General features: G+C 57.2%; 24 protein-coding genes. 10 read left to right on the forward strand and 14 right to left on the reverse strand.

All coding sequences use genetic code 11. The annotated features are described in order from the left end of the window. The first annotated feature begins 36 nt into the window (after positions 1–36). Entirely contained in the window at positions 37–2,634 is a 2,598-nt protein-coding gene (gene acnB / locus GNG26_RS03590; RefSeq protein ID WP_156237827.1) for a bifunctional aconitate hydratase 2/2-methylisocitrate dehydratase, read from the forward strand. A gap of 157 nt (positions 2,635–2,791) precedes the next feature. Continuing rightward, complete coding sequence (yacL, locus tag GNG26_RS03595; protein ID WP_103178299.1) at positions 2,792–3,154, forward strand: protein YacL; 363 nt, start codon at positions 2,792–2,794, stop codon at positions 3,152–3,154. A gap of 30 nt (positions 3,155–3,184) precedes the next feature. On the opposite strand, the gene speD is transcribed toward yacL, so the two are convergent. From speD to GNG26_RS03610, 3 genes are all read right to left on the reverse strand, one after another. Continuing rightward, positions 3,185–3,979: an adenosylmethionine decarboxylase gene (gene speD, locus GNG26_RS03600; protein WP_103181029.1), complete on the reverse strand. Its 795-nt coding sequence runs from the start codon at positions 3,977–3,979 to the stop codon at positions 3,185–3,187. 5 nt (positions 3,980–3,984) lie between these two features. Further along, positions 3,985–4,842, reverse strand: a complete 858-nt coding sequence (gene speE / locus GNG26_RS03605; RefSeq protein WP_103178300.1) for a polyamine aminopropyltransferase — start codon at positions 4,840–4,842, stop codon at positions 3,985–3,987. Between the two features lie 110 nt (positions 4,843–4,952). After that, complete coding sequence (locus GNG26_RS03610) at positions 4,953–5,300, reverse strand: YacC family pilotin-like protein (RefSeq protein ID WP_103178301.1); 348 nt, start codon at positions 5,298–5,300, stop codon at positions 4,953–4,955. 145 nt (positions 5,301–5,445) lie between these two features. On the opposite strand from GNG26_RS03610, the gene cueO reads away from it, so the two are divergent. After that, complete coding sequence (gene cueO, locus GNG26_RS03615) at positions 5,446–6,999, forward strand: multicopper oxidase CueO (RefSeq protein ID WP_156237828.1); 1,554 nt, start codon at positions 5,446–5,448, stop codon at positions 6,997–6,999. A gap of 84 nt (positions 7,000–7,083) precedes the next feature. Here the strand turns inward: cueO and GNG26_RS03620 are convergent, their stop codons facing one another. Next, the gene (locus tag GNG26_RS03620) at positions 7,084–9,474 is read right to left on the reverse strand and encodes a glucose/quinate/shikimate family membrane-bound PQQ-dependent dehydrogenase (RefSeq protein ID WP_156237829.1); all 2,391 of its coding nucleotides are present in this window, start codon (positions 9,472–9,474) and stop codon (positions 7,084–7,086) included. 205 nt (positions 9,475–9,679) lie between these two features. On the opposite strand from GNG26_RS03620, the gene hpt reads away from it, so the two are divergent. Next, positions 9,680–10,216: a hypoxanthine phosphoribosyltransferase gene (hpt, locus tag GNG26_RS03625; RefSeq protein ID WP_103178304.1), complete on the forward strand. Its 537-nt coding sequence runs from the start codon at positions 9,680–9,682 to the stop codon at positions 10,214–10,216. A gap of 76 nt (positions 10,217–10,292) precedes the next feature. Here the strand turns inward: hpt and can are convergent, their stop codons facing one another. After that, a complete protein-coding gene (gene can, locus GNG26_RS03630; RefSeq protein WP_103178305.1) occupies positions 10,293–10,955 on the reverse strand; it encodes a carbonate dehydratase in 663 nt (220 codons plus the stop codon). Between the two features lie 107 nt (positions 10,956–11,062). On the opposite strand from can, the gene GNG26_RS03635 reads away from it, so the two are divergent. The 4 genes from GNG26_RS03635 to GNG26_RS03650 all read left to right on the forward strand — a co-directional run bounded on the left by GNG26_RS03635 (position 11,063) and on the right by GNG26_RS03650 (position 14,612). Further along, the gene (locus tag GNG26_RS03635; RefSeq protein WP_103178306.1) at positions 11,063–11,989 is read left to right on the forward strand and encodes an ABC transporter ATP-binding protein; all 927 of its coding nucleotides are present in this window, start codon (positions 11,063–11,065) and stop codon (positions 11,987–11,989) included. After that, complete coding sequence (locus tag GNG26_RS03640; protein ID WP_103178307.1) at positions 11,986–12,756, forward strand: ABC transporter permease; 771 nt, start codon at positions 11,986–11,988, stop codon at positions 12,754–12,756. The genes GNG26_RS03635 and GNG26_RS03640 overlap by 4 nt, the downstream gene beginning before the upstream one ends. 105 nt (positions 12,757–12,861) lie before the next feature. Beyond that, positions 12,862–13,302 carry a PTS sugar transporter subunit IIA gene (locus GNG26_RS03645; RefSeq protein ID WP_156237830.1) on the forward strand — a complete coding sequence of 147 codons (441 nt, stop codon included), beginning with the start codon at positions 12,862–12,864 and terminating at the stop codon, positions 13,300–13,302. Between the two features lie 62 nt (positions 13,303–13,364). Continuing rightward, positions 13,365–14,612 (forward strand): polysaccharide deacetylase family protein, encoded by a 1,248-nt coding sequence (locus GNG26_RS03650; protein WP_156237831.1) that lies wholly within the window; start codon positions 13,365–13,367, stop codon positions 14,610–14,612. Positions 14,613–14,615: 3 nt separating this feature from the next. On the opposite strand, the gene panD is transcribed toward GNG26_RS03650, so the two are convergent. The 9 genes from panD to thpR form a co-directional block, all read right to left on the reverse strand. Then, the gene (gene panD, locus GNG26_RS03655) at positions 14,616–14,996 is read right to left on the reverse strand and encodes an aspartate 1-decarboxylase (protein ID WP_032616579.1); all 381 of its coding nucleotides are present in this window, start codon (positions 14,994–14,996) and stop codon (positions 14,616–14,618) included. Positions 14,997–15,081: 85 nt separating this feature from the next. After that, the gene (gene panC / locus GNG26_RS03660; RefSeq protein ID WP_156237832.1) at positions 15,082–15,936 is read right to left on the reverse strand and encodes a pantoate--beta-alanine ligase; all 855 of its coding nucleotides are present in this window, start codon (positions 15,934–15,936) and stop codon (positions 15,082–15,084) included. Positions 15,937–15,947: 11 nt separating this feature from the next. Continuing rightward, positions 15,948–16,739: a 3-methyl-2-oxobutanoate hydroxymethyltransferase gene (panB, locus tag GNG26_RS03665; RefSeq protein WP_156237833.1), complete on the reverse strand. Its 792-nt coding sequence runs from the start codon at positions 16,737–16,739 to the stop codon at positions 15,948–15,950. 122 nt (positions 16,740–16,861) lie between these two features. Then, on the reverse strand, positions 16,862–17,341 hold the full coding sequence (gene folK, locus GNG26_RS03670) for a 2-amino-4-hydroxy-6-hydroxymethyldihydropteridine diphosphokinase (RefSeq protein ID WP_103823280.1): 480 nt from the start codon (positions 17,339–17,341) through the stop codon (positions 16,862–16,864). After that, positions 17,338–18,735: a polynucleotide adenylyltransferase PcnB gene (gene pcnB, locus GNG26_RS03675; RefSeq protein WP_231604294.1), complete on the reverse strand. Its 1,398-nt coding sequence runs from the start codon at positions 18,733–18,735 to the stop codon at positions 17,338–17,340. Before pcnB ends, folK begins: the two co-directional genes overlap by 4 nt. A 53-nt stretch (positions 18,736–18,788) precedes the next feature. After that, a complete protein-coding gene (gluQRS, locus tag GNG26_RS03680; protein ID WP_103823282.1) occupies positions 18,789–19,676 on the reverse strand; it encodes a tRNA glutamyl-Q(34) synthetase GluQRS in 888 nt (295 codons plus the stop codon). A gap of 72 nt (positions 19,677–19,748) precedes the next feature. After that, positions 19,749–20,204: an RNA polymerase-binding protein DksA gene (dksA, locus tag GNG26_RS03685; RefSeq protein WP_012016093.1), complete on the reverse strand. Its 456-nt coding sequence runs from the start codon at positions 20,202–20,204 to the stop codon at positions 19,749–19,751. A gap of 176 nt (positions 20,205–20,380) precedes the next feature. Next, entirely contained in the window at positions 20,381–21,085 is a 705-nt protein-coding gene (sfsA, locus tag GNG26_RS03690; RefSeq protein ID WP_114387924.1) for a DNA/RNA nuclease SfsA, read from the reverse strand. A gap of 12 nt (positions 21,086–21,097) precedes the next feature. Continuing rightward, positions 21,098–21,628 (reverse strand): RNA 2',3'-cyclic phosphodiesterase, encoded by a 531-nt coding sequence (thpR, locus tag GNG26_RS03695; RefSeq protein WP_156237834.1) that lies wholly within the window; start codon positions 21,626–21,628, stop codon positions 21,098–21,100. A gap of 73 nt (positions 21,629–21,701) precedes the next feature. Here thpR and hrpB point away from each other — a divergent pair, with 73 nt between their 5' ends. Together hrpB and mrcB are read left to right on the forward strand one after the other, a co-directional pair. Beyond that, complete coding sequence (gene hrpB, locus GNG26_RS03700) at positions 21,702–24,131, forward strand: ATP-dependent helicase HrpB (protein WP_156237835.1); 2,430 nt, start codon at positions 21,702–21,704, stop codon at positions 24,129–24,131. Between the two features lie 112 nt (positions 24,132–24,243). Then, complete coding sequence (gene mrcB, locus GNG26_RS03705; RefSeq protein WP_156237836.1) at positions 24,244–26,763, forward strand: bifunctional glycosyl transferase/transpeptidase; 2,520 nt, start codon at positions 24,244–24,246, stop codon at positions 26,761–26,763. Positions 26,764–26,966 lie beyond the last annotated feature (203 nt).

Raw genomic sequence — 26,966 nt, forward strand, 5'->3', positions numbered from 1 at the left:
CCGCCGCATATGACAATGAGAGCGAGGAGAACCGTCGTGCTAGAAGAATACCGTAAGCACGTAGCAGAACGTGCCGCCGAGGGGATTGTACCCAAACCGTTAGATGCAACCCAAATGGCCGCGCTCGTCGAGCTGCTGAAGAATCCGCCAAAAGGCGAAGAAGAATTCCTGTTAGATCTGTTGATCAACCGCGTACCGCCAGGCGTAGATGAAGCTGCCTACGTAAAAGCCGGTTTCCTTGCTGCGATTGCCAAAGGCGAAGCAACGTCCCCACTGGTTACTCCTGAAAAAGCCATTGAACTGCTCGGCACCATGCAGGGTGGTTATAACATTCATCCGCTGATTGATGCCCTGGACAGCGACACGCTGGCGCCTGGCGCCGCCAAAGCCCTGTCCCACACGCTGCTGATGTTCGATAACTTCTACGACGTAGAAGAGAAAGCCAAAGCGGGCAACAGCTACGCGAAGCAGGTGATGCAGTCCTGGGCCGATGCCGAGTGGTTCCTGAGCCGCCCTGCGCTGGCGGAAAAAATGACCGTTACCGTCTTCAAGGTGACTGGCGAAACCAACACCGATGACCTCTCTCCGGCGCCGGATGCGTGGTCACGCCCGGATATCCCACTGCACGCTTTGGCGATGCTGAAAAACGCCCGCGAAGGCATTGAGCCGGATCAGCCAGGCGTTGTCGGCCCGATCAAACAGATCGAAGCCCTGCAGAAAAAAGGCTTCCCGCTGGCGTACGTGGGTGACGTAGTCGGTACCGGCTCTTCCCGTAAGTCCGCGACCAACTCCGTGCTGTGGTTCATGGGTGATGATATCCCACACGTGCCGAACAAGCGCGGTGGTGGCCTGTGTCTCGGCGGCAAAATTGCGCCAATCTTCTTCAACACCATGGAAGATGCGGGCGCACTGCCAATTGAAGTGGATGTCTCTAACCTGAACATGGGCGACGTGATTGACGTTTACCCGTTCAAAGGCGAAGTGCGTAACCACGAAACCAACGAGCTGCTGGCGAGCTTCGAGCTGAAAACCGACGTGCTGATCGACGAAGTGCGTGCTGGTGGCCGTATCCCGCTGATCATCGGTCGTGGCCTGACCACCAAAGCGCGTGAAGCGCTGGGTCTGCCGCACTCAGACGTGTTCCGTCAGGCGAAAGACGTGGCGGAAAGCAACCGTGGTTACTCTCTGGCGCAGAAAATGGTTGGTCGCGCGTGCGGCGTAGCCGGTATCCGTCCGGGTGCGTACTGCGAGCCGAAGATGACCTCCGTGGGCTCTCAGGACACCACCGGTCCAATGACCCGTGACGAACTGAAAGACCTGGCGTGCCTGGGCTTCTCGTCTGACCTGGTGATGCAGTCCTTCTGCCACACCGCGGCCTATCCGAAGCCGGTTGACGTGACCACCCACCACACGCTGCCAGACTTCATCATGAACCGTGGCGGTGTCTCCCTGCGTCCGGGTGACGGCGTGATCCACTCCTGGCTGAACCGTATGCTGCTGCCGGATACCGTCGGTACCGGTGGTGACTCCCACACCCGCTTCCCGATTGGGATCTCCTTCCCGGCGGGCTCCGGTCTGGTGGCCTTTGCTGCCGCGACCGGCGTGATGCCGCTGGATATGCCGGAATCCGTTCTGGTGCGTTTCAAAGGCAAAATGCAGCCGGGCATCACCCTGCGCGACCTGGTGCATGCGATCCCGCTGTACGCCATCAAACAGGGCCTGCTGACCGTTGAGAAGAAAGGCAAAAAGAACATCTTCTCTGGCCGCATTCTGGAGATCGAAGGTCTGCCGGATCTGAAAGTGGAGCAGGCGTTCGAGCTGACCGATGCTTCCGCCGAGCGTTCCGCTGCGGGCTGTACCATCAAGCTCAACAAAGAGCCGATTATCGAGTACCTGACCTCCAACATCGTGCTGCTCAAGTGGATGATTGCTGAAGGCTACGGTGACCGCCGTACCCTGGAGCGTCGTATTCAGGGCATGGAGAAATGGCTGGCAGATCCACAGCTGCTGGAAGCCGACGCCGATGCAGAATATGCCGCGGTGATCGAGATCGACCTGGCTGACATCAAAGAGCCAATCCTCTGTGCGCCGAACGACCCGGACGATGCACGTCTGCTCTCTGACGTTCAGGGCGACAAGATCGACGAAGTGTTCATCGGCTCCTGCATGACCAACATCGGTCACTTCCGTGCTGCCGGTAAACTGCTGGATACCCATAAAGGCCAGCTGCCAACCCGTCTGTGGGTGGCGCCGCCAACCCGTATGGATGCGGCTCAGCTGACGGAAGAGGGCTACTACAGCGTGTTTGGTAAGAGCGGGGCGCGTATCGAAATCCCTGGCTGTTCCCTCTGTATGGGTAACCAGGCGCGTGTGGCTGACGGCGCGACGGTGGTTTCCACCTCTACCCGTAACTTCCCGAACCGTTTAGGTACCGGTGCAAACGTCTACCTGGCCTCTGCGGAGCTGGCGGCGGTTGCAGCGCTGATTGGTAAACTGCCAACGCCGGAAGAGTACCAGACCTTCGTGTCGCAGGTAGATAAGACCGCGGTGGATACCTATCGCTATCTGAACTTCGACCAGCTCTCTCAGTACACCGAGAAAGCGGACGGGGTGATCTTCCAGACGGCGGTGTAATCAACGCCTCATTGCCCGGTGGCTCGACGCTTACCGGGCCTGTCAAACCCATCGCCCACGCGGTGGGTTTTTTATTTTCATTCCTTCCACCCGTTCGGCTTTTTTTCTTCCCCGCTGCTGCGATAATTACTGCAAGAGCTTTGCAGAGGAAAATACTATGGATTACGAATTTCTGCGTGATATCACCGGCGTGGTGAAAGTGCGGATGTCGATGGGCCACGAGGTGGTCGGTCACTGGTTCAACGAAGAAGTGAAAGAGAATCTGGGCCTGCTCGATGAAGTCGAACAGGCTGCGCGCACGGTCAAAGGCAGTGAACGATCCTGGCAACGCGCCGGGCATGAATACACGCTGTGGATGGATGGCGAAGAGGTCATGGTTCGCGCCAATCAGCTGGAGTTTTCCGGTGACGAGATGGAAGAGGGGATGAGCTACTACGATGAAGAGAGTCTGTCGCTGTGCGGCGTAGAGGATTTCTTGCAGGTGGTGGCGGCCTACCGCGAGTTTGTGAAGCAGAAATAGTATCAGGAGCATCCCTGCTCCTGACGCATCTTATACGGTCGCGATATTGCGGCCGTAGTAAATTTCGCGCATCTCTTTCCACAGCAGGTCAGTAATGACCTTGCGCTCATCTTCGCTTAAATCTTCCGGCCGGGTATGGAACATGTAGTGCTTCAGGTCGAACTCCTTCAGCAGCATCTTGGTATGGAAGATATTCTCCTGATAAACATTCACATCCATCATGTCATACAGCGCTTTCATGTCTTCGGACATGAAGTTCTGTATGGAATTAATTTCATGGTCGATAAAGTGCTTCATGCCGTTGATATCACGGGTAAAACCGCGCACGCGGTAGTCAATGGTCACGATATCGGACTCAAGCTGATGAATTAAATAATTCAGCGCGTTAAGCGGGGAGATCACGCCGCAGGTCGACACTTCAATATCGGCGCGGAAAGTACACAGCCCGCCTTCAGGGTGGCTCTCCGGGTAGGTATGTACGCAGATATGGCTTTTATCGAGATGGGCAACCACCGCTTCCGGCAGCGGACCGGGATGCTCCGTATGGTCGATAAGGGTGGGATCGACAGGCTCCTCGCTGACCAGAATGGTGACGCTGGCGCCCTGGGGTTCATAATCCTGACGCGCAATGTTCAGGATATTGGCGCCAATGATAGAGCAGGTTTCTGACAGGATCTCGGTCAGTCGGTTGGCGTTATAGAGTTCATCGATATAGGCGATATAACCATCGCGCTCTTCCGCCGTTTTTACATAGCAGATATCGTAAATACAAAAACTCAGGCTTTTGGTCAGGTTGTTAAAGCCATGCAGTTTCAGCTTTTTCAATTCGTTCACCCCCTCAGAGCATCGTGCAAATATTGCGGTAAGGCAAAGGCTGCGGTATGGACGGCCGGATTGTAATAGCGGCAGGTCAGATTCGCCTGCTGGAAGCGCGCCTGAATGATGCCGGTGGAGAGATGGCGCAGGGCATCGTTGTCCGTCGCCCAGGCAAAGGTCATGACACCGCCGTAATAGGTCGGGATCGCCGCCTGGTAGAAGCTGACGTCGGTAAAGTAGTGGCTCAGCTTGCGGTGGCTGTCGATGGCCTCGTCCTGCTGCAGGAAGCAGACGCCGTTCTGGGCAACGAAGATACCGCCAGGGTTCAGGCAGCGTTTGCAGCCTTCATAGAACGCCGAGGTAAAGAGGCTCTCGCCGGGACCAATCGGATCGGTGCAATCGGAGATGATCACATCGAAGGTCTGCGTCGTCTGGTTAACAAAATTGACGCCGTCGTCGATCACAAGCGTAAAGCGCGGATCGTCGTAGCTGCCAGCATTGTGGTTCGGCAGGTACTGGCGGCAGAAACTGACCACGCCCGCGTCAATCTCGACCATGGTGATGCTTTCAATGGATTTATGGCGGGAGACTTCGCGCAGCATAGCGCCGTCGCCGCCGCCGATGATCAGCACATGTTTCGCATTGCCGTGTGCCAGCAGCGGGACGTGGGTCATCATTTCATGATAGATAAACTCGTCACGCTCGGTGGTTTGCACCACGCCATCCAGCGCCATCACCCGGCCAAAGGCCGCGTTTTCGAAAATGATCAGATCCTGATGATCGGTTTTCTCATGATAGAGCACGTTATCAATGGCAAAGTACTGTCCAAAATGGTCATGCAGCGTTTCATGCCACATATTTTTTTCGGCCATGGGATGATACCTCCTTTGTTAACACCCGCATAAAACGGGGGCAACATCATAGCTAACTATGACCGTGGTTGCACGGTCATAAATTCAGCAAAGGGGCATCGGGTAGGGATTTACTTAACGTAGGCAAGGAGGCTCAGCGAGTCGCGAGCCAGGGCTTTACATTTCTTTGCTGTGGGAATGCCGATGCCGCTGAGATCGCGGTAGCTGTCTTCACCGAGGGTTTTCATGTCAAAACTGTCGTAGTTGCTCAGATCCCACTGGTTCTGTTGAGCAAAAAAGACCAGGGCGCGGCGAATCTGACCGTTGGGTAAATTCTGGTAGCCGCAGTCGTTTTTCAGGAATACGAACACCGCCGTTAAATCCGCCATATCTTCGGCTTCATTTTCACTCAGCGCATAGCTGTTTGCGCAACTAATCATCAGGGTGCTGAACAGAATTGTTCGGAAAAACGTCTTCATTGCTTCTACCAATACGTCACGGAAATTCAACGTTAGCACACTTCCCGTCGGCACGACGATCTTTATTATTGCGGCTTTTCTTGACCTTCCGGCAAGGGGAGGGTTTATGCTCAGGCGATTGACTGCTGCGAATAAGGAGATGAACATGCAACGCCGTGATTTTTTAAAATATTCTGCCGCACTGGGCGTCGCCAGTGCGCTGCCCCTCTGGAGCCGCGCGGCCTTTGCCGCCGAGCGGCCCGTTTTGCCGATCCCGAATTTACTCGCTCCCGATGCACGCAATCAGGTGAATCTGGTGGTGCAGGCGGGGAAAACCGCCTTTGGTGGGCACAACGCCACCACCTGGGGTTACAACGGCAACCTGCTCGGCCCGGCCATTCAGCTACGCAAGGGAAAAGCGCTGACCGTTAACATCCACAATACCCTGAACGAAGAGACCACCGTCCACTGGCACGGTCTGGAAGTGCCGGGCGAGGTAGACGGCGGACCGCACGGCATCATTAAGCCCGGCGGCCAGCGGACGGTGACCTTTACTCCGGATCAGCGAGCGGCGACCTGCTGGTTTCATCCCCATCAGCACGGCAAAACCGGCCATCAGGTGGCGATGGGGTTAGCCGGTCTGGTACTGATTGAGGATGATGAGAGTCGTCTGCTGCGCCTGCCAAAGCAGTGGGGCATCGACGATGTTCCGGTGATTGTGCAGGACAAGAAATTTACCGCCGACGGGCAAATTGATTATCAGCTGGATGTGATGAGCGCCGCGGTGGGCTGGTTTGGCGACACGCTGCTGACCAACGGGGCCATCTACCCGCAGCACAATGCCCCGAAAGGGTGGCTACGCCTGCGCCTGCTCAACGGCTGTAACGCCCGCTCGCTCAATTTCGCCGCCAGCGATAAGCGTCCACTCTATGTCGTCGCCAGCGACGGCGGGCTGCTGGCTGAACCGGTAAAAGTGACCGAGCTGCCAATGCTGATGGGGGAGCGTTTTGAGGTGCTGGTGGACATCAGCGACGGCAAGCCCTTTGACCTGATAACCCTGCCGGTAAGCCAGATGGGGATGGCGGTGGCGCCGTTCGATAAACCGCAGCCGGTGCTGCGCATTCAGCCGCTGCTGGTGACCGCGTCGGGCGTATTGCCGGACACCCTGACCACGCTGCCCGCTCTGCCGTCGCTGGAGGGGCTGACCCAGCGCAAACTCCAGCTCTCCATGGACCCGATGCTCGACATGATGGGCATGCAGGCGTTAATGAAGAAGTATGGCGACCAGGCGATGGCGGGGATGCATCACGGCCAGATGAAGGGCCATATGAATCATGGTCAGATGGGGGGAATGGATCACGGCATGCATGGGTTCGATTTCCATAACGGCAACCGGATCAACGGCAAAGCCTTCGATATGCACACGCCACAGTTTGCCGCCGCGAAAGGGCAGTATGAACGTTGGACGATCTCCGGGGAAGGGGACATGATGCTGCATCCGTTCCATATTCACGGCACCCAGTTCCGCATCCTCACGGAAAACGGCAAAGCGCCAGCGGTGCATCGCGCGGGCTGGAAGGATACGGTGCGCGTCGAGGGCGGGGTAAGCGAGGTGCTAGTGAAGTTCGATCATGACGCGCCGAAAGAGTATGCCTATATGGCGCACTGCCATCTGTTAGAGCATGAAGATACCGGGATGATGCTCGGATTCACGGTATAAAAAAGCCGGGTGGCGGCGTCGCCTTACCCGGCCTGGATAGCGTACCCATAGGCCCGGTAAGCGCAGCGCCACCGGGCTTTTTAGTTACTTACTTTCGTCAGGTAACGCATACGCGACAATATAGTCGCCCATCTTCGTCCCAAACGAACCATGACCCCCCGCAGAGATGACAACGTACTGCTTGCCATTCACTTCATAGGTCATCGGTGTGGCCTGTCCACCCGCAGGCAGACGGCCCTGCCACAGTTTTTCACCGTTGCTCATGTTGTAAGCGCGCAGATAGTTATCGGCGGTGGCCGCGATAAAGAGCACGTTACCGGCGGTGGAGATTGGACCACCCAGCATCGGCATACCCATATTGAACGGCACCGGGATCGGCATCGGGAACGGCATGCTGTCCTGTGGCGTACCAATACGTTTTTTCCAGACGACCTGGTTGGTTTTCAGATCCAGCGCAGAGATATAACCCCATGCAGGCTGTTTACACGGCAGGCCAAACGGAGAGAGGAACGGATTCAGCGTCACGCCATACGGCACGCCGTACTGCGGCTGAATACCGGATTCCGTACCGGTGCCCTGGGCATCTTTCGGCTGCTCCATCGGGTTGCCCGGGCCGCGTGGGATCAGTTTAGAGACAAACGGCAGCGCCATCGGGTTGGCAATCGCCACCTGACGGTTCGGGTCAACGGAGATACCGCCCCATTCGAACATCCCCAGGTTACCCGGGAACACCAGCGTGCCCTGCTCGGATGGTGGGGTAAAGATGCCTTCATAGCGCAGCTGGTGGAACATCACGCGGCACACCAGCTGGTCGAACATGGTGGCGCCCCACATGTCCGCGCCGCTGAGATCTTTCTTCGGACGGAAGCTCAGATCGGAGAACGGCTGGGTTTTGGTGACATAATCGCCTTTCGCCGCGCCCTGCGGAACCGGTTTTTCCGGTGCCGGCACGACCAGCTCGCCGTTACGACGATCCAGCACAAAGATATTACCTGTCTTCGCCGGGGCGTAGATCACCGGTACGGTTTTACCGTTGACGGTAATGTCTGCCAGCGTCGGCTGGGACGGCATGTCCATATCCCACAGATCGTGGTGGACGGTCTGGTAGCTCCAGGCCAGTTTACCGGTGGTCGCATTCAGCGCCAGGACAGAGCTGGCATAACGCTCCTGCTCTGGCGTGCGGTTGCCACCCCAGATATCTGGCGTGGTCACGCCCATCGGCAGGTAAACCAGGTCCAGCTTCGCGTCATAGGCGGCTGGCGCCCAGGAGTTTGGTGAGTTAAAGGTAAAGGTGTGTTCATCCGACGGGATAGCGTTTGGATCTTTCGCACCCGGATCGAAGGCCCACAGCAGTTTACCGGTGTTAACGTCAAAACCGCGGATCACGCCGGAGGTTTCGCGAACGGAGAAGTTATCCGTTACCGAACCGGCAATCACGATGGTTTTATCGGTGATGATTGGCGGTGAAGTAGGTTCATACAGACCCGGAGTCTGATCCGGCATGTTGGTCTGCAGGTTCAGCACACCTTTGTTGGCAAAGGTTTCGCACAGCTTGCCGGTTTCGGCGTTAATGGCGAACAGACGACCGTCGTTTACTGGCAGCATGATGCGGCGCGGACAGTCGGCAATCACCTCCGGGCTGGCGTTATCGGCACGCGCTTCGTGGTAAGAGACGCCACGGCAGGTCACGTGCTGGAACTGGTTGTTGGTTTTAAGCTGCGGATCGAAGTGCCATTTCTCTTTACCGGTGGCCGCGTCAAGCGCGAACAGACGCTGGTGCGCCGTACACAGGTAGAGCATGTTGCCCACTTTAATTGGGGTCACTTCGTTGGTCAGTTCACCCGGATCGTTCGGCATCTTGAGATCGCCGGTACGGAATACCCAGGCTTCTTTCAGGTTTTTCACGTTGTCCGCGTTGATCTGCTTCAGCGGGGAGTAACGCTGACCTTCCTGGTTACGGCCATAGGCAGGCCAGTCACCATCTGCCACGTCGGAGATCGCCGCCACAGGCGTAGATTCCGCATTCAGGGTACCTTTCACCTCCTGCGGATCGTTAAAGCCAGCCCAGGTCAGAATGCCACCGCTAATCAGCAGCGCCACGACCAGAGCGGCAACCGCACCGCTGGAGCGCACAAGCAGGCGACGCCAGACGAAAGGCAGGATCAGCCAGATACCGAAGAAGACCAGGATATCGCTACGCGGGGTCAGGGCCCAGAAGTCGAAGCCGACCTCCCATACGCCCCAGATCATCGTAGCCAGCAGCAGGGCCGCGTAGAGCCACAGTGCCGATTGTTTACTGCGCCAGAGAAGCAGGGTGACGCCGAGCATAACCACACCTGCTACCGGGTAGTACCAGGAGCCGCCAATGGCTACCAGCCAGACCCCGCCGATTAACAGATACAGTCCGCAAAATGCAGCGAACAGGGCTGTTAGCCTCACGAGTAAACGTGAATGTTGATTTTTTGTTTCCGCCATAAAAGACACTCGATAAGTTTGTTAATTATTTAGTAGCAATTAATTATAGGACTTAACAAGTGTGATCGGAATCACAAATATGGCTTTTGTGAACTCATGCGCCAGGAGGATCCATTTGCTGGTATACTTCAGGGCTTATGAAGCGATGCCGGACGCGAATCCAAAGGCATTGAGAAATTCGTTATAAAAACATACGGTTAGTAAAATGAAACATACTGTTGAAGTGATGATCCCTGAAGCGGAGATCAAAACGCGTATCGCCGAACTTGGTCGTCAGATCACCGAACATTATAAAGACAGCGGCAGTGAGATGGTGCTGGTGGGTCTGTTACGCGGTTCCTTCATGTTTATGGCCGATCTCTGCCGCGAAGTGCAGGTCTCCCATGAAGTCGATTTTATGACCGCCTCCAGCTATGGCAGCGGCATGTCGACCACCCGTGATGTTAAAATTCTCAAAGATCTGGATGAAGACATTCGCGGCAAAGATGTTCTGATTGTGGAAGACATCATCGATTCCGGTAACACCCTGTCAAAAGTACGCGAAATTCTCAGCCTGCGCGGCCCTAAATCGCTGGCGATTTGTACCCTGCTGGATAAACCGACCCGCCGCGAAGTGGATGTTCCCGTAGAGTTTGTCGGTTTCTCGATCCCGGACGAATTTGTGGTGGGCTACGGGATTGACTACGCGCAGCGCTATCGCCATCTGCCGTATGTCGGCAAAGTGGTGCTGCTGGACGAGTAAGGCGGGTATTGCCCGGTGGCGCTACGCTTAACGGGCCTACGGACTAAAAACGGCAACTTGCGTTGCCGTTTTGCGTTTACTTGTGGTTAACGTGCTTCTGGGTCAGGTTAGAGACACCCTGACGGTAGCGTTGCTCCAGAGTTTCCCGGTTGGTGGCGGTCACTTCCAGATCGCGCAGCAGGCCATCATGAATGCCATACGCCCAGCCGTGGATCGTCACTTTTTGCCCGCGTTTCCACGCCGACTGCATAATGGTGGAGTGGCCGAGGTTGTAGACCTGTTCCATCACGTTCAGCTCGCACAGGGTGTCCAGGCGGCGCTCCTGCGGCATTTGCCCCAGCAGTGAGCTATGTTTGAACCAGATATCACGAATGTGCAGTAGCCAGTTGTCGATAAGGCCTAGCTCCGGATTTTCAACCGCCGCCTGCACGCCGCCGCAGCCGTAGTGACCACAAATGATGATGTGTTCGACTTCCAGAACATCCACCGCATACTGCACCACGGAGAGACAGTTCAGGTCGGTGTGGATCACCAGGTTCGCAACGTTGCGGTGAACGAAGAGTTCGCCAGGTTCAAGGCCGGTAAGACGTTCAGCCGGAACGCGGCTGTCGGAGCATCCAATCCAGAGAAAGCGTGGTTTCTGCGACTGAGACAGTTTCTCAAAAAATCCGGAATCTTCTTCCAGCAGCATCTTTGACCATAGTGCGTTATTGCTGATGAGTGTATCTATGTCATTCATGGAGGCTAACGGCCTGTAACCGAGTGATTGCGTTGCGCTACTATAGGGTAACCCGACTTTTAATGAAACCACACAACGTGTGTCAGAACTATAGGTAAGTTTATTTCATGGCGATTGCACTTGAGCTTGAGCAACTTAAAAAAACCTATCCGGGCGGCGTCCAGGCGCTGCGCGGGATAGATCTCAAAGTAGAAGCCGGTGATTTTTATGCGCTTCTGGGGCCTAACGGGGCAGGTAAATCCACCACCATTGGTATCATCAGCTCGCTGGTGAACAAATCCTCCGGCCGGGTGAGCGTGTTTGGCTATGACCTGGAGAAAGATGTGGTCAACGCCAAACGCCAGCTGGGGCTGGTGCCGCAGGAGTTTAACTTCAATCCGTTTGAGACCGTACAACAGATTGTGGTGAACCAGGCGGGTTACTATGGCGTGGAGCGCAAAGAGGCGGTCGCGCGCAGCGAAAAGTATCTTAAGCAGCTCGATCTGTGGGAGAAACGCAACGAACGTGCGCGGATGTTGTCTGGCGGCATGAAGCGTCGTCTGATGATTGCCCGCGCCCTGATGCACGAGCCAAAGCTGCTGATCCTCGATGAGCCCACCGCCGGGGTGGATATCGAGCTTCGCCGCTCAATGTGGAGCTTTTTGAAGGATTTAAACGACAAAGGCACCACCATTATCCTCACCACCCACTATCTGGAAGAGGCTGAGATGCTCTGTCGCAATATCGGCATCATTCAGCACGGCGAGCTGGTGGAAAACACCTCAATGAAAGATCTGCTCTCCAAGCTGAAATCAGAGACGTTCATTCTCGACCTGGCGGCAAAAAGTCCGCTGCCGAAGCTGGTAGGCTATCAGTACCGTCTGGTGGATACCTCCACGCTTGAAGTGGAAGTGCTGCGCGAGCAGGGGATCAACAGCGTCTTCAGCCAGCTGAGCGAGCAGGGGATTCAGGTATTAAGTATGCGTAACAAAGCAAACCGACTGGAAGAGCTGTTCGTCTCGCTGGTCCATGAGAAACAAGGAGATCGCGCATGATGCAGCTTTACTGGGTGGCGCTGAAAAGTATCTGGGCCAAAGAGATCAACCGTTTCATGCGTATCTGGATCCAGACCCTGGTTCCGCCGGTGATCACCATGACCCTCTACTTTATTATCTTCGGCAACCTGATTGGCTCGCGCATCGGCGAGATGCACGGCTTTACCTATATGCAGTTTATCGTGCCGGGCCTGATCATGATGGCGGTCATCACCAACGCCTACGCCAACGTGGCGTCGTCGTTCTTCAGCGCCAAGTTCCAGCGCAACATTGAAGAGCTGCTGGTGGCGCCGGTGCCTACCCACGTCATCATCGCCGGTTACGTCGGGGGCGGGGTAGCGCGCGGCCTGTGCGTGGGCATTCTGGTCACCGCCGTTTCGCTGTTCTTTGTGCCGTTCCAGGTGCACTCCTGGCTGTTTGTCGGCCTGACGTTGCTGCTGACGGCGATACTGTTCTCCCTGGCGGGGCTGCTGAACGCGGTATTCGCCAAAACCTTTGACGATATCAGCCTGATCCCGACCTTCGTCCTGACGCCGCTCACCTACCTCGGCGGGGTCTTCTACTCCCTGACGCTGCTGCCGCCGTTCTGGCAGGGGCTGTCACACCTGAACCCCATCGTCTATATGATCAGCGGCTTCCGCTTTGGTTTCCTCGGCATTTCCGACGTGCCGCTGGTGACCACCGTTGGCGTGCTGGTGATCTTTATCGTTGCCTTCTATCTGCTGTGCTGGAACTTGATCCAGCGTGGACGCGGGCTGCGTAGCTAACCATCAGGCCCGGCGGCGTTCTGCTGCCGGGCCGCTTTATTGACCACCGTCACCCCCATACCTTATCTCTCCCGCTACACTACCCCTTTCTGATGAGAGGTGACGATGCTGGGTTGGGTAATCACGTGCCATGACGAACATGCACAGGAGATAGCGGAGAAGCTCGCCGTCCGGTTTGGGCCGCTGGTGCAGTGCCAGGTGGTCAATTTCTGGCGCGGCTTAAGCTGCAATATGCTCAGCCGTATGTTATGTGATGCCCAGCACCATGCCGACAGCGGTGATGGGGTGATCTTCCTGACCGACATCTCCGGCGCTGCGCCCTATCGCGCAGCAGCGCTGCTCAGCCATAAGCATGAGAATTGCGAAGTGATCTCCGGGATAAGCTATCCGCTGCTGGAGATGATGTACCCCCTGCGTGAAACGACCGACAGCGCCAGCTTTCGTAACACCATCGTGGCCCACGGCGCGCCGGACGTCAGCAGCCTTTGGCACCAGCAGCAGAAAAACCCGCCCTTCGTTCTGCTGCATGGATCGGAGAAATATTAAGCATTGGTATTGCTGGCGCTTTTGCTACAATGTCGTCCGATTTTCGTACTGAATAACTCTCTATGTTCTCGCGTATTTTTCTTCTGCTTCTGCTGCTGGTTTCCGGCGGCGCTTCTGCCAGTCTGCTAAGCCAGCAAGGGGCTCCGGCCCGTTATATGCAAACCACCGAAGATGCCACCATCTGGGCGCAGGTAGGTAACCGCGTCGTGACCGTCGGCAATGTGCGCGCCGGGCAGATCATCGCCGTTTCTCCCACCCCGGCCGATTACTATGAATTCCGGTTTGGCTTTGGCACCGGTTTTATCGACAAAGGGCATCTGGGCGAAGTGCAGGGCAAACAGCGGGTGGAGGATAGCCTGGGCGATCTGAACAAGCCGCTCAGCAACCAGAATTTAATTACGTGGAAGGATACGCCGGTCTACAACGCCCCCAGCGCCGGTAGCGCCCCGTTCGGTACGCTGGCAGATAATCTGCGCTATCCGATCCTCAATAAACTCAAGGATCGCCTGAATCAGACGTGGTATCAGATCCGCATCGCTAACCGCCTGGCCTGGGTCAGCAGCCTGGATGCGCAGGAGGATAATGGCCTGCCGGTGTTAACCTATCACCATATCCTGCGCGATGAAGAGAACACCCGTTTCCGCCATACCTCAACCACCACCAGCGTACGCGCCTTCAATAACCAGATGACCTGGCTGCGCGACCAGGGCTACACCACGCTGACGATGTATCAGCTCGAAGGTTATGTGCGTAACAAAATGAACCTGCCCGCCAGGGCAGTGGTGATCACCTTTGACGACGGCCTGAAATCGGTCAGCCGCTACGCCTGGCCAATCCTCAGGCAGTACGGCTTTCACGCCACGGCGTTTATCATCTCCTCGCGGATCAAAGCGCATCCGCTGAAGTGGGATCCAAAGACGCTGCAGTTTATGAGCATTTCCGAGCTGCGGGAGATACAGGATGTTTTTGACGTGCAGTCGCATACCCATTTCCTGCACCGGGTGGACAATAACCGCCATCCGATCCTGCTCAGCCGCAGTTACCATAATATCCTGATGGATTTCAAACACTCCCGCCGCGCGCTGGCGCAGTTTAACCCGCACGTACTGTATCTCTCCTACCCGTTTGGCGGTTACAACGATAACGCGGTGAAAGCGGCGAATGATGCAGGATTTCACCTGGCGGTGACAACGGTGAAAGGGAAGGTAAAACCGGGGGATAATCCATTCCTGCTGAAGCGTTTATACGTTCTCAGAACGGACTCTTTAGAGACCATGTCGCGGCTGATCAGTAATCAGCCGCAAGGATAACGATCAGGCGACCTGAACCGGGATCGCTTTCGCGGTGCGTTTCATGTCGTTGTCGCCCTCGAAGTAGGCCACTTTTGGCTGCCAGCGGCGGGCTTCCTCGTCGGACATCATAACGAAGCTGGCGATAATGACGATATCACCCACGTTGGCACAGTGCGCGGCCGCACCGTTCACGGAGATGATTTTAGAACCCCGTTCAGCCGCGATAGCATAGGTTGAGAAACGATTGCCGTTACTCACGTTCCAGATATCAATGGCTTCGTTTTCAAGAATACCCGCCGCGTCGAGAAAATCCTGATCGATCGCGCAGGAGCCTTCATAGTGCAGATCGGCCTGAGTGACCTTCACACGGTGAAGCTTACCTTGCAACATTTTGCGAATCATGGTGTTACCTTTACTCTTCTTCGTAACCCACTTGCCTGCAAGTGGGAAGGGAAACTAATCCATTAGCTATCTATCAGCCCAGTCATTACTGAGCCAGTTCAACGACACTGTTGTCAATGAGGCGTGCCTGACCGAGCCATGCAGCAACCAGGATCACCGCGCGTTTGCTGGTGGCAGAGAGTTCCAGCAGCGTATCGGCATCGCGGATCTGAATATCATCAGCCCGGAAACCTTTGTCATTCAGCTCCTGTTCGGCAATGGCGATAATCTCTTCGCTGCTCAGCGCTTTCTGCTGCAGCTTTTCAACCATCGCGCTCATCACCTTATACAGGCCCGGCGCGATTTTGCGCTGGTCAGCAGTGAGGTAGCCGTTGCGGGAACTCAGCGCCAGGCCATCTTTGGCACGCACAATCGGCACGCCAACGATGTCGATATCGTAGCCCATGTCGTCCACCATCTTGCGGATCAGTGCCAGCTGCTGGAAATCTTTCTCGCCGAAGCAGGCGATATCTGGCTGCACAAGGTTAAAGAGCTTGCTGACGATGGTGGAGACGCCGCGGAAATGACCCGGACGGCTGGCGCCCTCCAGCATGGTGGAGATGCCCGGTACGTCCACATAGGTCGTCTCTTCCGTACCCTTCGGATAGACATCATTCGGTGCCGGGGCGAAGACGAAATCGACCTGATGCTTTTTCAGCTTCTCGCAGTCTTCCTGCAGCGTGCGCGGGTAGCGGGCCAGGTCGTCGGCGCGGTCAAACTGCATCGGGTTAACGAAAATGCTCACCACCACCACATCGGCGCGGGCTTTGGCTTCGTCCACCAGCTTCATGTGGCCTTCATGCAGATTGCCCATGGTGGGAACCAGCGCGATACGTTTACCTTCCTGGCGCAGGCGACGAATGTGCTGGCGCAGCAGCGGCAGAGTTTCAATGATTAGCACAACAAGACTCCTTACTGGAAACTGTGTTCTTCACCCGGGTAAACACCCGATTCAACGTCGGCAATATACTGCCTGACTGCGCCGCGCATGTCGCCTGCGTCGATAAGGAAATTCTTCGCAAATTTCGGGATATGCCCGCCGGTAATGCCAAAGGCATCGTGCATTACCAGGATCTGGCCGTCGGTGACATTACCGGCACCAATGCCAATCACCGGAATAGAGAGCGCCTCGGTAATACGTTTCGCCAGTGCAACCGGCATGCACTCCAGCACCAACAGCTGTGCGCCCGCTGCTTCAATTGCCAGCGCATCATCAAACAGCGTCTGGGCGGCGTCACCGCGCCCTTGCACCTTATAGCCGCCAAAGATATTGACCGACTGCGGGGTTAATCCCAGATGGCCGCAGACCGGTACCGCGCGCTCGGTGAGCATACGCACGGTCTCAACCAGCCAGGCACCGCCTTCTACTTTGACCATGTTGGCGCCGGCGCGCATCACCGTGGCGGCACTTTCAAACGCCTGCTCAGGCGTGGCGTAGGCCATAAACGGCAGATCGGCGAGCAGCAGACAGGCTGGCGCACCGCGGCGAACTGCCCGGGTATGATAAGCAATATCCTCGACCGTTACCGGCAGAGTGGAGTCATGTCCCTGGACCGTCATCCCTAACGAGTCGCCGACCAGCATGACGTTAATGCCCTCTTCGGCAAAGAGTTTGGCGAAGCTGTAGTCATAGGCGGTAATGGTGGCGAAGCGCTGCTTGTCCTGTTTGCATTTCTGCAGGGTGGCGATGGTGGTTGGTTTCATACTGTTTCCTGATAGCCCAAAGCGAATCTTTGCGCATTCTAACAGTAACATTCGGGGGAACAATGATTTTAGGCAACCGATTAACCACAAATATTTCGTGGTTAATCAACTAAAATTTGCTGTTACCAGTTGGCCGGTTTTTCGGCGTTAAGCTGCGTCAGCAGGGCGCTGAGACTTTCGCCGTCAGGGAAGATCAGATCGGGGGCGATTTCGAACAGTGGCCAGAGCATAAAGCCGCGGCGTTTCATGTCGTAATGCGGCACGGTCAGGCGTTCGGTGTTAATCACCGCATCACCAAACAGCATGATATCTAAATCGAGGGTGCGCGGTCCCCAGCGCTCTTCTTTACGCACGCGCCCCTGCTGCAACTCAATACGCTGGGTGTTGTCCAACAGCGCCTCAGCGCTAAGGGCGGTTTCCAGCGCAATGGCGGCGTTAAGGTAGTCGGGCTGATCCTGCGGGCCCAGGGGAGGCGTACGATAGAAAGAGGAGAGGGCGACAACGCGGGTCTGCGGAATGTCGCCCAGCGCCTGGACGGCAGCATTGACCTGCTCCAGCGGAGAGGCCAGATTACTGCCGATGGCGATATAGGCCAGCGTCATGCGGCGCCTTCGCGGCGTGGAGCACGCTTACGTGGACGACGATGGCGGCGACGCGGCGCCGGCTCTTCATCGAGACCGGTCAGCATGTCCTTCTGTGCCGGTGGCGCAGAAACCTGGAACTCACCCCACCACTGCACCAGCGCCTGCAGCTCGCGGTTGTTCTCCGCTTCGGCACGCAGGGCCATCAGATCGTAAGCCGCACGGAATTTTGGATGCTCCATTAGCTTCCATGCGCGTTTACCCTGACGACGGGACATCCGTAGCTGAAGCTGCCAGATATCACGCACCAGCGTGGTGATGCGTTTCGGGATCGCCAGCGAACGGCAGGCTTCATCCAGCACATCGTTGGCAGCCAGGGCGAAGGCATCGTAGTAGGCCAGACCGCTCTCCTGAGCAATCTTCTGCGCCGTCTCCAGCAGCGGATACCAGAACATTGCCGCAAAGAGGAATGCCGGGTTAACGCGCATATCGTTCTGAATGCGGTTATCGGTATTCTTCAGCACCTGGTCGATGATACGTTCCATCGCGCTGTCACCTTTTTCGGTGAAGTTGCGCGTAATGGTTGGGAACAGGGGCTGGAACAGGCTGTATTCACGCAGCAGCTGATAGGTGGCAAAACCGTGACCAGCCTGCAGCAGCTTCAGCGCCTCTTCAAACAGACGCGCCGGGGGCACATCGTTGATCAGCGTCGCCAGGCGCGGGATCGGCTCGGCGGTTTCCGGGCTGATGCGCATACCCAGCTTGGCGGCAAAACGCACGGCACGCAGCATCCGCACCGGATCTTCGCGGTATCGGGTTTCCGGGTTGCCGATCAGGCGAATCAGACCCGCTTTCAGGTCCGGCACCCCACCCACAAAATCGCGGACGGTAAAGTCAGCCACGCTGTAATAAAGGCTGTTAATCGTGAAATCGCGACGCTGGGCATCTTCTTCGATAGAGCCGAAGATATTGTCACGCAGCAGCATACCGTTCTGGCCGCGCTGGGACGTGGTGCGATCGGTTGGCGTGCCTTCGTGATGACCACGGAAGGTGGCCACTTCGATGATCTCCGGCCCAAACATCACGTGAGCAAGACGGAAGCGGCGGCCAACCAGACGGCAGTTGCGGAATAATTTACGCACCTGCTCAGGCGTGGCGCTGGTGGTCACGTCAAAATCTTTCGGCTTTTTGCCCAGCAACAGGTCACGCACCCCGCCACCAACGAGATACGCCTCATAGCCAGCTTTATTCAGGCGATAAAGCACCTTAAGGGCGTTTTCACTGATATCTTTGCGGGAAATAGCATGCTGTTCGCGCGGAATAACCGACATCGTATTTTGAACAATGACGTCATCCGCCATGCTCTCATCGCGGCTCAGCACCTTACGGCAAAAATTAGCGACTCGGGTAAAAATAGTACACCTCGGTAGTGTGTGTTTCAGAATTCAGGACAAAAAATAGCGGCTAATCATAGCTCAGCGAGACGCATTTGAGAATGCTGGATTTTCGGCACGCGAATGAGCGACCAGTTGGCCACCGCTTTTTCCAGCAATTCTTCGGTGCGCAGATCCTGCCATTCATTTGTTACATCCTGGTTTAGAAATTGTAAAGCATTGATAAGAACAGGGCGAGGATCGCCGGTTGGTAATGCGGGGGCATGATTCTGTTTCGAGAGTTTCATCCCTTTTTCATTCACCACCAGCGGCAGGTGAATGTAGTCCGGAACCGGCCAGCCAAACAGCCGGTAGAGCGAAATCTGCCGGACGGTAGGTTCAATCAGGTCGGCCCCGCGCACAATTTCGCTCACGCCCTGGAAATGGTCATCCACCACCACCGCCAGGTTATAAGCAAACAGTCCGTCCCGCCGATGGATAATGAAATCCTCGCCCGCCAGGCGCGCATCGGCGTGGAGCTCTCCCTGTAACCGGTCGGTAAAGCAGGTGACGGGATGCTGTTGCATCACGCGCACCGCCGCATTTTCCGGGCCGTGATGCAGGGTGCGGCAGTGGCCGTCATAGACGCCGCCGACGCTCTGAATGCGGGCGCGGGTGCAGGTGCAGTAATAGGAAAGGCCCTGGGCGTGCAGCCAGGCCAGGCGTTCGCGGTAGGCCTCGTGGCGTTGGGATTGCCAGAGAACGTCGCCGTCCCAGTGCAGGCCGTAATGTTCCAGCTGTCGCAGAATGGACTCTGCTGCACCGGGAACTTCACGCGGAGGGTCGATATCTTCAATCCGCACGCGCCAGATACCCTGTCGGGCACGGGCTTGCAGATAGCTGCCAAGGGCGGCAATAAGCGAGCCGAAATGCAGTTCGCCAGAGGGGGATGGCGCGAAGCGCCCAATATAGTCAGCAGGCATAATTACACGGCGCAGAAAGTAATCAGGCGGGAGAGAACTCCCGCCTGTGGTAGCGTCATAACAGGGCTGGCATTAACCGGCCATCTGTTTTTCGCGGATTTCTGCCAGCGTTTTACAGTCGATGCACAGGTCGGCTGTCGGACGGGCTTCCAGACGACGAATGCCGATTTCGACACCGCAGGACTCGCAGAAGCCGAAATCTTCGTCTTCGACTTTTTTCAGCGTTTTCTCAATCTTTTTGATCAGCTTACGCTCGCGGTCACGGTTACGCAGTTCGAGGCTGAACTCTTCTTCCTGGGCGGCACGGTCTACCGGATCCGGGAAGTTAGCCGCTTCGTCCTGCATATGTGTAACGGTGCGATCCACTTCATCCCGGAGTTGATTACGCCATGCTTCAAGGATTCGCTTGAAGTGTGATAGCTGGGCTTCATTCATATACTCTTCGCCCGGCTTCTCTTGATACGGCTCCACCCCAGCGATGGCGAGAATACTCAGGGACGATGTTTTACGGTTTTGCCCTTCTTGCATGTTGCTTCTCCTTAACACGCACTATCGATCCCCGTGTTGGGGGAAAAATCAGGCCGCTATAAATAGCAGATGCTTTTCCGTATGGCAATTATCTAAACGTAACACTTGACAAGCCTGTGAGGAAAAGCGTATTTGCGCACACGACCAGAATACTTATTAGCCAACGCTCAACCCTTTCATAACGTGGCGGGGAGAGCGGATCTCAGAGTGATATTATCGGCAGAAAGTTCAGCTTTATACACCAAAACCTCTACCCCCTGCTTTTGTGCCTCATTCAACAGTTGCGCGTACTTAAGGTCAATATGGCGAGCAGGTGAAAATCGCCCAATTGCGCTGTGCAATACCGCAAATAACAGCACGGCGCGTTTGCCCGCCGCCGCTACACTCATGAGCTCCCGGAGGTGCTTCTGCCCTCGCAGCGTCACCGCATCCGGGAAATAACCGTTATCTTTCTCAGCTAACGTCACTGATTTCACTTCAATATAGCACTCAGGGCGATCATCTGCCTGCAACATAAAGTCGATTCTGCTGCTTTCGCTGCCATATTTTACTTCGCTTTTTAAGAGGTTATAGCCGCGCAGTTCCGGAATAAAATCCAGACTAATCGCCTCTTTGACCAGCTGGTTCGCTCGCAGCGTATTGACGCAAATATATTCTCCGTCCGCGGTCTGGGTTATTTCCCAGGTGTGAGGATATTTACGTTTGATATTACTGGAGGTGGAGTACCAGACGGTATCCCCCGGCGTGGCGCAGCCGGTCATCGCCCCGGTATTGGGGCAGTGCAGGGTCAGGGTTTCACCGTTGGGCGTTACCACGTCGGCAAGAAAACGTTTATAGCGTTGTATCAGCGTGGCGGGCTGTAGGGGAGGGGTAAACTGCATGCAAATTCCTTGTTATTCGGTAAGCGTCCAGCGCTGGAGCGGCGTGTAGCGCGTGCGCCCGTCTGCGAAACGGCTCTCGTAGAGGACAAAATCTTTCACCGCAAACGACCAGTGAAAACCCGGTGGCGGAATGGCGACGGCGTGGCTGGCATCGCGCAGTAGGGTGATATGCGGATGAAACGGCTGTGGGCTTTGATAGCAGCCGCTGCGCGCTGCCTGGGCCCGCAACATATTGGCTAGCTGTAATAACCCCCGCGGCGGCTGACGGGTACCCAGCCAGACCACGCGAGAGCGCAGCCACTGTCCGGCATCGTCCAGCGTCAGGGTAAACTCCGGCTGGCGGATGCGTCCGGCCATTGCCGCCAGCGCCTGCTGCTTCTCGGGGCTGACATCCCCTAAAAACGCCAGCGTCAGGTGCAGGTTGCCGCCCGCCACCGGACGGCCCGCTTCCGGCGCAAAGTGGTCGGCGCGCCAGCGGACGATCTGCCGCTGGAGCGGGGCAGGCATTTCAATGGCAAAAAACAACCTTTTTGACTCGGACATACGGCGCACTCGGTAATGAATTGTGGCGATGCTACAATGTACGCCGTCTAAAGTTAACCCTCTGGAGCCATTCGTGTCCTTGTTGCCGGTCGCCGCTGTCCTTCCCGATCTCCTTCTCGCCTTACAACACGCCCCCCAGGTGCTGCTGAACGCGCCAACCGGTGCGGGTAAATCGACCTGGCTGCCGCTGCAGATCCTGGCGCAGGGGGCGATCAACGGCAAAATCATCCTGCTCGAACCGCGCAGGCTCGCTGCCCGCAACGTGGCGCAGCGCCTGGCGGAGCTGCTGGGGGAAAAGCCCGGCGAGACGGTCGGCTACCGGATGCGCGCCGAAACCTGCGTGGGGGCCAACACCCGGCTGGAGGTGGTCACCGAGGGGATCCTCACCCGGATGCTGCAGCAGGATCCCGAGCTTAACGGCGTAGGGCTGGTGATCCTCGATGAGTTCCACGAGCGCAGTTTGCAGGCGGATCTGGCGCTGGCGCTGCTGCTGGATGTCCAGCAGGGGCTGCGGGACGATCTCAAACTGCTGATCATGTCTGCGACGCTGGATAACGAGCGGCTCCAGCGCCTGCTGCCGGAGGCACCCACCATTGTGTCTGAGGGCCGGACGTTTCCGGTGGAGCGGCGCTATCAGTCGCTCTCCGCCCAGCTGCGTTTCGACGAAGCGGTGGCGGTGGCAACCGCCGAACTGTTGCGCCAGGAGCCGGGCTCGCTGCTGCTGTTCTTACCCGGCGTGATTGAGATCCAGCGGGTACAGGAGCAGCTGTCACGTCGCGTAAGTGATGACGTGGTGCTCTGCCCGCTGTATGGCGCGCTGCCGCTGGCCGAGCAGCGTAAAGCGATCCTGCCAGCCCCGCCGGGGCAGCGCAAAGTGGTGCTGGCGACCAATATTGCCGAAACCAGCCTGACCATCGAGGGCATCCGGCTGGTGGTGGACTCCGCCCAGGAGCGGGTGGCGAATTTCGACCCGCGCACCGGCCTGACCCGTCTGTTGACCCAGCGCGTGAGCCAGGCCTCCATGACCCAGCGCGCCGGGCGCGCCGGGCGACTGGAGCCGGGTATCTGCCTGCATCTTACGCCGTTTGAGCAGGCAGAACGCGCCGCGGCGCAGGGCACGCCCGAAATTATGCAAAGCGATCTCAGCGGCCTGCTGATGGAGCTGTTGCAGTGGGGCTGCCGGGAGCCCTCGCAATTAAACTGGCTGGATCTGCCGCCTGCGACTAACCTTGCGGCGGCCCGGCGCTTATTAACGCAGCTTGGGGCGCTGGCGGGAGAGCAGCTCACCGCCTTTGGTCAGAAGATGGCGACGCTTGGCAACGATCCGCGGCTAGCGGCCATGCTGGCCAGCGCGACGGATGACGACGATATTGCGACGGCGGCAAAGCTGGCCGCTATTCTTGAACAGCCGCCGCGTGGCGCCAGTAGCGATCTGGCTCAGGCCTTCTCCCGCAATCAGCCGGAGTGGCAGCAGCGCGCCCGACAGCTGAGTGCGCGCCTGAACAGCCGGGGCGGGGCGCCGGAGAGCGACCGGGTGCCCGCGCTGCTGGCGAAGGCGTTTCCTGACCGGATCGCCCGCCGCCGTGGGCTTGATGGACGCTATCAACTGGCGAACGGCATGGGCGCGATGCTACAGAGCGACGACGCCATGACCCGCCACGAGTGGCTGATTGCCCCGCTGCTGTTGCAGGGCAGCCAGTCGCCAGATGCCCGTATTCTGCAGGCCATAGCAGTGGATATTGATACTCTGATCGCCGCTTCTCCGGGCCTGGTGGCACAGTCTGACACCGTAGAGTGGGATGAAGCGCAAGGCACGCTGAAGGCGCTGCGGCGTTCCCAGATTGGCCGCCTGACGGTGAGCATTAAGCCGCTGGCAAAGCCCTCGGAAGAGGAGCTGCATCAGGCGATGCTTAACGGCATCCGCGATAAAGGGCTCAGCGTACTGAACTGGACCCCGGAGGCGGAGCAGTACCGGCTCCGCCTGCACTGCGCGGCCCAGTGGTTGCCGGAGTATGCGTGGCCCGCGGTAGATGAAGCCTCGCTGCTGGCAAATCTGGAAAACTGGTTACTGCCGCAAATGAGTGGCGTACACTCCCTGCGCGCGTTGAAAGCGCTGGATGTTAAGGCGGCGTTACAGAACTTAACCGACTGGTCGTTACGCCAACGTCTGGATACCGAGCTTCCGGGGCATTACACTGTGCCCACCGGCAGCCGGATAGCCATTCGTTATCATGAAGATAATCCTCCGGCGCTGGCAGTACGCATGCAGGAGATGTTTGGCGAGGCGAACACGCCTGCCATTGCGCAGGGGCGGGTGCCGCTGGTGCTGGAGCTGTTGTCACCGGCCCAGCGTCCGCTACAGATCACCCGGGATTTGGGTGCATTCTGGGCTGGCAGCTACCGCGAGGTGCAAAAAGAGATGAAAGGGCGTTATCCCAAACATGTCTGGCCGGACGACCCGGCAAATACCGCGCCGACCCGGCGTACGAAGAAGTATTCGTAGCGCCACCCGGCAATACCCTCTGAGAGGGTAAATTTGAGAGATTTCTTCTTCCTCCATCAGGGGGAAGACCAGAGAATCGGGCCTTTGCGCCTGATAGTTGCGGAGAGAAAGCATGGCGGGGAATGACCGCGAGCCAATTGGACGTAAAGGAAGACCTGCCCGTCCGGCAAAAGAAAAGGCAGGCCGTCGACGCCTCAGAGATGAAGAGTACGACGATGTTGATAATGAGTATGACGATGACGCACCTGCGCCACGTAAAGGAAAAGGCAAAAAAGGTAAACCTCGTGGCAAGCGCGGCTGGTTCTGGCTGCTGCTGAAGCTGTTTATTGTTTTCCTCATCCTGCTGGCGATCTATGGCGTCTATCTGGATCAGAAGATCCGCAGCCGTATTGACGGCAAAGTCTGGCAGCTGCCGGCGGCGGTCTATGGCCGGATGGTTAACCTTGAGCCGGATATGTCCATCAGCAAGAACGAGATGGTCAAGCTGCTGGAGGCGACCCAGTACCGCCAGGTGACGAAGATGACCCGTCCCGGCGAGTTTACGGTGCAGGCGAAGAGCATTGAGATGATCCGCCGTCCGTTTGACTTCCCGGATAGCAAAGAGGGGCAGGTGCGCGCGCGTCTGACCTTCGACGGCGATCATCTGGAAGCCATTGAGAACATGGAGAACAACCGCCAGTTCGGTTTCTTCCGTCTCGATCCGCGGCTGATCACCATGCTCTCCTCGCCAAACGGCGAGCAGCGCCTCTTTGTTGCGCGTAATGGCTTCCCGGATCTGCTGGTGGATACCCTGCTGGCGACCGAGGACCGTCACTTCTATGAGCACGATGGCGTCAGCCTCTACTCCATTGGTCGTGCGGTGCTGGCGAACCTGACCGCAGGACGCACGGTGCAGGGGGCAAGTACTCTGACCCAGCAGCTGGTGAAGAACCTGTTCCTCTCCAGCGAACGCTCCTACTGGCGTAAGGCCAACGAAGCCTACATGGCCGTGCTGATGGATGCGCGCTACAGCAAAGACCGCATTCTTGAGCTCTATATGAACGAGGTCTATCTCGGTCAGAGCGGCGACAATGAAATTCGCGGCTTCCCGCTGGCGAGTCTTTATTACTTTGGCCGTCCGGTGGAAGAGCTGAGCCTCGACCAGCAGGCGTTGCTGGTGGGCATGGTTAAGGGTGCCTCCATCTACAACCCGTGGCGTAACCCGAAACTGGCCCTGGAGCGGCGTAATCTGGTGCTGCGTCTGCTGCAACAGCAGCAGGTGATCGACCAGGAGCTGTATGACATGCTCAGCGCGCGTCCGTTAGGCGTACAGCCGCGCGGCGGCGTCATCTCCCCGCAGCCTGCATTTATGCAGATGGTGCGTCAGGAGCTGCAGGCCAAACTGGGCGATAAGGTTAAAGATCTCTCCGGCGTGAAGATCTTCACCACCTTTGACTCCGTGGCGCAGGATGCCGCAGAGAAAGCGGCGGTAGAAGGCATTCCGGCGCTGAAAAAACAGCGTAAGCTGAGCGATCTGGAGACCGCGATGGTGGTGGTCGATCGCACCACCGGCGAAGTGCGGGCGATGGTCGGCGGGGCAGAGCCGCAGTTTGCGGGCTATAACCGCGCCATGCAGGCACGCCGTTCGATCGGCTCTCTGGCTAAACCGGCGACCTATCTCACCGCTTTGAGCCAGCCGAACCAGTATCGTCTCAACACCTGGATCGCCGATGCCCCGATTGCCCTGCGCCAGCCAAATGGCCAGGTCTGGTCGCCGCAGAACGACGATAAGCAGTACAGCGGCCAGGTGATGCTGGTGGATGCCCTGACGCGTTCCATGAACGTGCCGACGGTTAACCTCGGGATGGCGCTTGGCCTGCCAGCAGTCACCGATACCTGGTTGAAGCTGGGCGTGCCGAAAGATCAGCTGCATCCGGTTCCGGCCATGCTGCTGGGGGCCCTGAACCTGACGCCAATTGAAGTGGCGCAGGCGTTCCAGACCATCGCCAGCGGCGGGAACCGTGCTCCGCTCTCTGCGCTACGTTCAGTGATTGCCGAAGACGGCACTCCGCTGTACCAGAGCTTCCCGCAGGCGGAGCGTGCCGTACCGGCGCAGGCTGCCTATATGACCCTCTGGACCATGCAGCAGGTTGTGCAGCGCGGTACCGGGCGTCAGCTGGGAGCGAAGTACCCTGGCCTGCATCTGGCGGGTAAAACCGGGACCACCAATAACAACGTCGACACCTGGTTTGCGGGTATCGACGGACGTGAAGTGGTAATCACCTGGGTTGGCCGCGATAACAACCAGCCGACGAAGCTGTACGGCGCCAGCGGGGCGATGTCTATCTACCAGCGCTATCTGGCTAACCAGTCGCCGGTGCCGTTAACCCTGACGCCACCGGAAGATATCGTCGATATGGGCGTGGATGAGTCGGGCAACTTTGTGTGTGGCGGCGGTATGCGCCGTGTGCCGGTCTGGACCAGCAACCCGGACTCCCTGTGTCAGCAGGCTGCCCCGGAACCATCGGGTAACCCGTTTGACCAGTCTTCTCAGCCGCAGTCGCAGCCGCAACAACAGCAGCCGCAGCAGCAGCCTGAGAAGAAGGAGAGCGACGGTGTCGCGGGCTGGATCAAGGATATGTTCGGCGGTTAACTCACCACTATTCCCTCTCCTGCGGGAGAGGGAATTTTCACCTTAATTAAACATCCCTCCAACACTCAAATCTCCATTTATTAACCCTCTATTTTCCATTGTTTAATTCTTATACCCTCATTTCCTGTAGGGGCGCATATCACTTGCTATGCCGTGAATGTTTCGCATAATATGCTGCGGTCATAATAATAATTCTCGTTTAC

The sequence above is a fragment of the Leclercia sp. J807 genome (assembly GCF_009734465.1).
GTDB lineage: Bacteria > Pseudomonadota > Gammaproteobacteria > Enterobacterales > Enterobacteriaceae > Enterobacter.